Below are 6,367 nucleotides of genomic sequence, written 5' to 3'. Positions count from 1 at the left end.
GTCGAACTCGCACGAGGTTGCCCCCAGGGGTTTTTGAGACCCCCGTGTCTGCCATTCCACCACTCGGGCATGTGCCTCTAGCAGGATGTTTTCCCACCAAGACGTTGAGATTATAGCAAACGTGCCCCCGCGGCACCACGGCGAGTGCGCACGGGTAAGGCCGCGAGCCCTCGCATGCCGTACTTGAACTGGGGCTGTGCCACCTCCGTACCAACCTCGCCCTTCGCACGTGCTTGGCCACCTGCGCTGCCAGCGAGGAACAAGAGTGTCCGCCCCCGTCTGCTTAGCCACCCGTGCCGCCAGCGAAAGGCCGAATCCATCCAGTCTGCTGGTCCGCGTGCCCTGCCGGCAGGGAAGCGGAACACCCTTTCCTGCTTCCTTGGTTGCGTGTGCCGCCGTAGTCCTGGCCGTGCAGCGGACCAATCCATGCGGACCGATCCTTGTCTGTGGGTGCACGCCGTAAAGGTCTAGTGCGCTTTGAACGGATTTGTGTGCCCGCGCAATCGGCCCCGATTTGGTGGGTGCGCTTTGAACGGCTTTGAACGCTCAAATCCGTTCAAAGCGCACGGAGGTAGAAGGGGTCGTGCGTGCAGGCACACAAATCCGGCGAAACCGCACATGTGGCCGCGACCGACTGCCGACGGGAGGTTAGCGGATTCACTTGGCACTCCGAACCCCAACCCCAAGCCCAAGCCCAGGCCCAAGTCCGGGCCCAAGTCCGGGCCCAAGCCCACATGTCTGCAGACACATCCGCCCGTCACCATGCCCGGGGTCAGATGCCCACTCATTTGTCCGCCCACGCCCTGGCCCGGGGTCAGGCCCAGGCGTGGCGTCCGGTGGGTCATGCGTCTGGTTGCATATCTGGCCCGCAATAGGGGCCCGGATGGGCATCTTTAGCTGATTACCTGCGGATACGTTGTTACGGAGGCATCTGGGCACCTCCGCGAGGTGCTATCCTTGAGTTCAGCCGGTCATGCCGGTTGCCCGCCGGGGGTGCGGGCCTCACCTGGAGGTTGCCATGTTCGCTGTCGGCCAGCGCGTGATTCACCCGGGCCAGGGCCTGTGCACGGTCGTCGGCGTCAAGGACGGCCCCACGCCCATGCTCGTGCTCGAGACCGGGTCTGGCCGCGGCACCACTCGCCTGCTCTACCCAACCTCCCAGGCCGAGCGAAACCTCCACGCCCCGGTGAGCCGCGAGCGCGCGCTCGAAGTCATCGACGGCTATGACGACATCACCTGCGACGCCTTCTCAGACCACAACTCCGGCATCGAGGAGGCGCACTTCAAGGCGCTCGTGAAGCGTGGGGTGCCCGACTCGGTCTGCGTGGTCAAGACCATGCGCCGCCGCATCGCCGAGGCCGAGCGCCGTTCCAAGAAGCCGAGCACCTATCTTGTCCGGGTGCTGCGCGAGGCCCGCCGCCGCTCGCTCGAGGAGCTGGCCTGCGCGCTGGACACCACGCCGGACGAGGTGGCGGGCATGTTTGCCGAGCGCGGCCACGACGTGGCTGCGGACGAGTAGCACCGCCTTGGCTGGGTGCCTGCTAGCCCACCTTTCTCAGCTTTGCCACGAAGAACCCCTCGTAGAGCCTGCTCGGGCACACGGTGAGCGCCCCGTCGAGGCGGCAGGGGAGCGTGGGCACCCTCTCAATCCCCGCAAGGCCGACGGGCACGAGCTCGCACTCGGGATGGCGCGCGAGGGCGCCCTCGACGATGTCCTCGTTCTCCCTCGGCAGGATCGAGCACGTGGAGTAGACGAGCTCGCCGCCGAGCTTGAGCACCTGGAGGCCCTTCTCGAGAAGCGCGGCCTGCGAGCGCTCGACGCGCGCGGCCAGCTCGGGCGTGAGGGCGCGTGCGGCGTGCTCGTCGTGGGCGTGTGCCGTGCCGGAGCCCGTGCATGGGGCGTCGAGCAGGACCTGGTCGAACGAGAACCACTCGTCGAGCCTGCGGGCATCGGTGCGCATGACCTGCACGTTGGTGGCGCCGAGCTTGGCGAGGTTGTGCTCGAGGCGCTCGGCCCTGGGATGCGAGAGCTCGCAGGCCGTGACGCGGGCGGCCCGCTCGCCAGCCCCGCCCGGGGCGAGGGCGCACATCTCGCTCGTCTTGCCGCCGGGCGCGGCGCACATGTCGAGGACGTCCGCGCCTGGACGCGGTGCCAGCACAAGTGGCGGCAGCATGGACGAGAGGCTTTGCAGGTAGAGCTTGCCCTGCTCGTAGGCGTCGAGGTCCCAGACGCTGCGCTCGCGCACGCCGTCGGCGAGCACGAAGGCGTCGGCGTACCAGGGCACGCCGTCCCAGGCGATGTGGGCGTCGTCCAGCGCGACGGCAACCTCCTCGCGCGTCGCGCGCAGGGCGTTCGCGCGCAGCGTCACCGCCCTCGTGGCCGACCAGCCCTCCGCGACGCGCGCGAGGCCCTCCTCGCCGTAGGCGGTGCGCACGCTGGCCACGAGGTGAGCCGGAAGCCCGAGCTCACCGTCGAGCTCCTGGGGCTTCTGGGGCGTGGCCGGCCTAGCGCCGCGCGCGCCCTCGTGCCGGAGCCCGCGGCCCTGGCCGCGCCTGCCCCCATCCCTGCGTGGGTCCCTCGCCATGTGGCCTCCCGTCTCGTGGAATCTCTGGATTGACTTTACCTGCGCGCCGGAATCGCTGCACGGGGCGGCCGACCGACAGGGGCCGCCTGTGGTCGGCAGAGGCACCGCCTGCGGGGTTGGGGGCGCCGCCACTAGGGAATGCGCCGCTGCAGGGAATGTGCCGCTACGGGGGATGCGCCCCACCAGGAAGCCCTCGCGCAAGCCCGCGCCCACCCGTCCCGCGGCCCACCCGTCCCGCGCCCGCCCACCCCGCATCCGGCCTGCGTCCGCCCCAACCGTCCGATACTTGGACGCTTCGTGTCGAAGCGTCGCGCGCTTGCATTCCCCTTACACGGATGGCATACTTCTCTATCGCGTGGCCGAGCGGCCATGCGCAAAGCGGGTCGTCACGCGGCCCCACCTGAACGGCGCCCACGGGCAGCTGTCTGGTCAGACAAGGGAACCTCGCCCCCACCGGGGCTCACGCCTGAATCTTGCCGGAGCTGTGCCAAGCGCAGCTCCGGTTTCTTGTATGCGGCGAGGCACCGACCGGTGCGCCGCAGGGAAGGGAAGGTGTGTAAGATAGCCAAGTCCGAAGGTCCCCGCATCAATGGGGAAATCACCGCTCGCACGTGCCGCCTGATCGGCGTCGACGGCTCGCAGCTGGGCCTGTTCGGCGTGCGCGACGCCCACCGCATCGCCTCCGAGCAGGGCCTCGACCTCGTCGAGATCGCGCCCAACGCGGAGCCGCCCGTCTGCAAGGTCATGGACTACGGCAAGTTCAAGTACGAGCAGGCGATCAAGGCCAAGCAGGCTCGCAAGAACCAGGCCAAGGTCGAGATCAAGGAGATGAAGTTCCGTCCCAAGATCGACACCGGCGACTACGAGACCAAGAAGGGCCACGTGATGCGCTTCCTCAAGAAGGGCGCGCGCGTCAAGGTGACCATCATGTTCCGCGGTCGCGAGATGGCCCATCCCGAGCAGGGTCTCAACGTCCTCGAGCGCCTGGCCGACGACCTCAAGCAGTACGCCACGGTCGAGAGCCAGCCCAAGATGGAGGGCCGCAACATGCACATGCTCGTCGCGCCGATCAAGGGCGCCTTCGACCAGAAGGACGAGCCCGCCGACGAGAAGGATACGAAGGAGAACTAGCATGCCTAAGATGAAGACGCACAAGGGTACGGCCAAGCGCTTCCGCCGCACCGGCACGGGCAAGATCATGCGCGCCAAGGCGTTCAAGAGCCACATCCTCACCAAGAAGAGCCAGAAGCGCATCCGTGGCTTCCGCAAGGAGACCGAGCTCTCCGCGGCCGACCGCAAGGTCGTGTCCTCGCGCCTCAACAACCACTAAGCGCGTATCGCGCCACCTATCGTTCGCATTTTCACTAGGAGTTGATCTCACATGGCACGAGTCAAGCGCGCCGTTGCCGGTCGCAAGAAGCGCAACACCCTGAAGGAGCTCTCCAAGGGCTACTACGGCACCTCCTCCCGCACCTTCCGCGGCATGAAGGAGCAGGTCCAGCACTCGCTCCAGTACCAGTACCGTGACCGTCGCAACAAGAAGCGCGACATCCGCGGCCTCTGGATCCAGCGCATCAACGCCGCCGCCCGTATGAACGACCTGAGCTACTCCAAGTTCATGCACGGCCTGAAGCTCGCCGGCGTCGAGCTCGACCGCAAGGTCCTCTCGCAGATCGCCTACGAGGACGAGGCCGCGTTCGCCGCGCTCGCCGAGGTCGCCAAGAAGGCCCTCGCCGACGCCGAGTAGCGCCAGCTCTCCCCATGGCGTTGCCCAGCCCCGCCTGGCCTCGTGCCCGGCGGGGCTTTTTGCACCCTGCCGACCCGGCGCCGAACCGACGCGTCAAGCGTGTGTAATCTGTCTGAAATGAGACACGCGCACAATGGGGACCAACACATACGCCCGGCATCACGACCAAAGGGAGTACCTTCTATGTCCAAGTCCATGTCTCGTCGCTCGTTCCTCGCCCTCATGGGCGGCTCCGCCGCCGTCCTCGGCCTCGGCCTCGTGGGCTGCGGTGGCGGCTCCAACGGCTCCGCCTCCACGTCTGCCGCCTCCGGCTCTGCCTCCACGGCCTCCGGCTCCGGCAAGAAGTACATCGTCGCCACCGACACCACCTTCGCCCCGTTCGAATTCACGGACAAGGACAACAACTTCGTGGGCATCGACGTCGACCTGCTCGCCGCCATCGCCTCCGAGGAGGGCTTCGAGTACGACCTGCAGTCCCTCGGCTTCGACGCCGCCGTGGCCGCCCTCGAGTCCAACCAGGCCGATGCCGTGATTGCCGGCATGTCCATCACCGACACCCGCAAGAAGAAGTACGACTTCTCCGACCCGTACTACGAGTCCTACGTGTGCGCGGCCGCCAAGGACGGTGGCGACGTCAAGAGCCTCGACGACCTCAAGGGCAAGACGGTCGCTGCCAAGACCGGCACCCAGAGCGCCGACTGGGCCGAGTCCATCAAGGGCGACTACAACCTGACCATCACCTACTTCGACCAGTCCGACATGATGTACCAGGACGTCCAGGCCGGTAACTCCGCCGCCTGCTTCGAGGACTACCCGGTCATGGTCTACGGCATCACGCAGGGCAACGGCTTCACCATCATCGGCGAGGACAAGGACAATTTCGCGAGCCCCTACGCCTTTGCCGTCATGAAGGGCAAGAACTCCGAGCTCATCGAGGCCTTCAACAAGGGTCTCAAGAGCCTCAAGGACTCCGGCAAGTACGACGAGATCGTCAACAAGTACCTCAAGGCCTAGCGTGGCGGGCGGGCGGCTCGCCCGCACCTCACATGTGGCATCAGTCATAGGGTCGCGCGAGGGCAACCTCGCGCGTCCCTCTTGTGCGTAAGGTGGATTATGAACGCAGACCTTTTCGGCGTGCTCGAGCAGGCATGGCCGCTTCTCTCCAATGGCCTGCAGATGACGGTGTACGTGACCGTCATCTCGCTCGTCATCGCCATGTTCCTCGGCATCTTCACGTGCCTGCTCAACATCTCCAAGGTGCCGGTGCTTCGCGGCATCGCCAAGTTCTACATCTGGCTCATCCGAGGCACGCCGATGCTCGTCCAGGGCTTCTACCTCTACCTTGCCGTCCCACAGGTGGTGCAGGCCACGGTCAACCCGGACTTCCGCATCGACATCGTGACGGCCTCCGTCATCACGCTCACCCTCAACGCCGGCGCCTACCTCTCAGAGATCTTCCGCGGGGCCATCCAGTCGGTCGACAAGGGCCAGATGGAGGCTGCACGCTCGCTCGGCGTCTCCCACGCCAAGTCCATGCAGAAGATCATCCTGCCGCAGGCCATCCGCATCTGCCTGCCGAGCCTCGTGAACCAGTGCATCATCACGCTCAAGGACTCCACCATCATGTACGCCCTGGGACTTCCCGAGATCATGAACCAGGCGAAGGTCTACGTGGGCCGCACGATGTCGTCGTTCGCCACCTATACCTGGGTGGCCGTGATCTTCCTCGTGATCACGAGCGTGCTCATGATTCTCTCCTCCCAGCTCGAGAAAAGGATGCGTAAGTAAATGGCAGAACCGAAGATCAAGGTCACGGGCCTCAAGAAGGACTTTGGCGAGAACCACGTGCTGCGCGGCATCGACATGGAGATCAAGCCGGGCGAGGTCGTGTGCATGATTGGCCCCTCGGGCTCGGGCAAGTCCACCTTCCTGCGCTGCCTCAACCGCCTCGAGGAGGCCACGTCCGGCGAGATCCTCGTCGACGGCGAGTCCATCACCGGCCCCAAGGCCGACGTCGACCGCATCCGTCGCCACA

7 protein-coding genes and 1 pseudogene (1 of these 8 running past the window's edge) are annotated in these 6,367 nt (G+C 66.2%); 7 read left to right on the top strand and 1 reads right to left on the bottom strand.

Features of this window, described 5'->3' with window-relative positions:
• Positions 1 to 1,018 precede the first annotated feature (1,018 nt).
• Positions 1,019 to 1,519 (top strand): CarD family transcriptional regulator, encoded by a 501-nt coding sequence (locus EFAMC1_RS03265; protein ID WP_154052898.1) that lies wholly within the window; start codon positions 1,019 to 1,021, stop codon positions 1,517 to 1,519.
• 22 nt (positions 1,520 to 1,541) lie between these two features.
• Here the strand turns inward: EFAMC1_RS03265 and EFAMC1_RS03260 are convergent, their stop codons facing one another.
• On the bottom strand, positions 1,542 to 2,585 hold the full coding sequence (locus EFAMC1_RS03260; protein ID WP_154052897.1) for an RsmB/NOP family class I SAM-dependent RNA methyltransferase: 1,044 nt from the start codon (positions 2,583 to 2,585) through the stop codon (positions 1,542 to 1,544).
• A gap of 552 nt (positions 2,586 to 3,137) precedes the next feature.
• On the opposite strand from EFAMC1_RS03260, the gene infC reads away from it, so the two are divergent.
• From infC to EFAMC1_RS03230, 6 genes and pseudogenes are all read left to right on the top strand, one after another.
• Positions 3,138 to 3,716, top strand: coding sequence for a translation initiation factor IF-3 (infC, locus tag EFAMC1_RS03255; RefSeq protein WP_187324530.1), 579 nt, complete (start codon positions 3,138 to 3,140; stop codon positions 3,714 to 3,716).
• Position 3,717: 1 nt separating this feature from the next.
• A complete protein-coding gene (gene rpmI, locus EFAMC1_RS03250; protein ID WP_154052895.1) occupies positions 3,718 to 3,915 on the top strand; it encodes a 50S ribosomal protein L35 in 198 nt (65 codons plus the stop codon).
• 51 nt (positions 3,916 to 3,966) lie between these two features.
• Complete coding sequence (gene rplT, locus EFAMC1_RS03245; RefSeq protein WP_154052894.1) at positions 3,967 to 4,332, top strand: 50S ribosomal protein L20; 366 nt, start codon at positions 3,967 to 3,969, stop codon at positions 4,330 to 4,332.
• 183 nt (positions 4,333 to 4,515) lie between these two features.
• Positions 4,516 to 5,346, top strand: coding sequence for a transporter substrate-binding domain-containing protein (locus EFAMC1_RS03240; RefSeq protein ID WP_154052893.1), 831 nt, complete (start codon positions 4,516 to 4,518; stop codon positions 5,344 to 5,346).
• Between the two features lie 99 nt (positions 5,347 to 5,445).
• Positions 5,446 to 6,120, top strand: a complete 675-nt coding sequence (locus EFAMC1_RS03235) for an amino acid ABC transporter permease (protein WP_154052892.1) — start codon at positions 5,446 to 5,448, stop codon at positions 6,118 to 6,120.
• Positions 6,121 to 6,367: pseudogene (locus EFAMC1_RS03230) on the top strand (amino acid ABC transporter ATP-binding protein); it runs 490 nt beyond the window's last position.

The sequence above is a fragment of the Olsenella uli genome (genome assembly GCF_901212675.1).
Classification (GTDB): Bacteria; Actinomycetota; Coriobacteriia; order Coriobacteriales; family Atopobiaceae; genus Parolsenella; species Parolsenella uli_B.
Note: the sequence above shows the minus strand (reverse complement) of the source record. Positions and strands in the feature narration are given on the sequence as shown.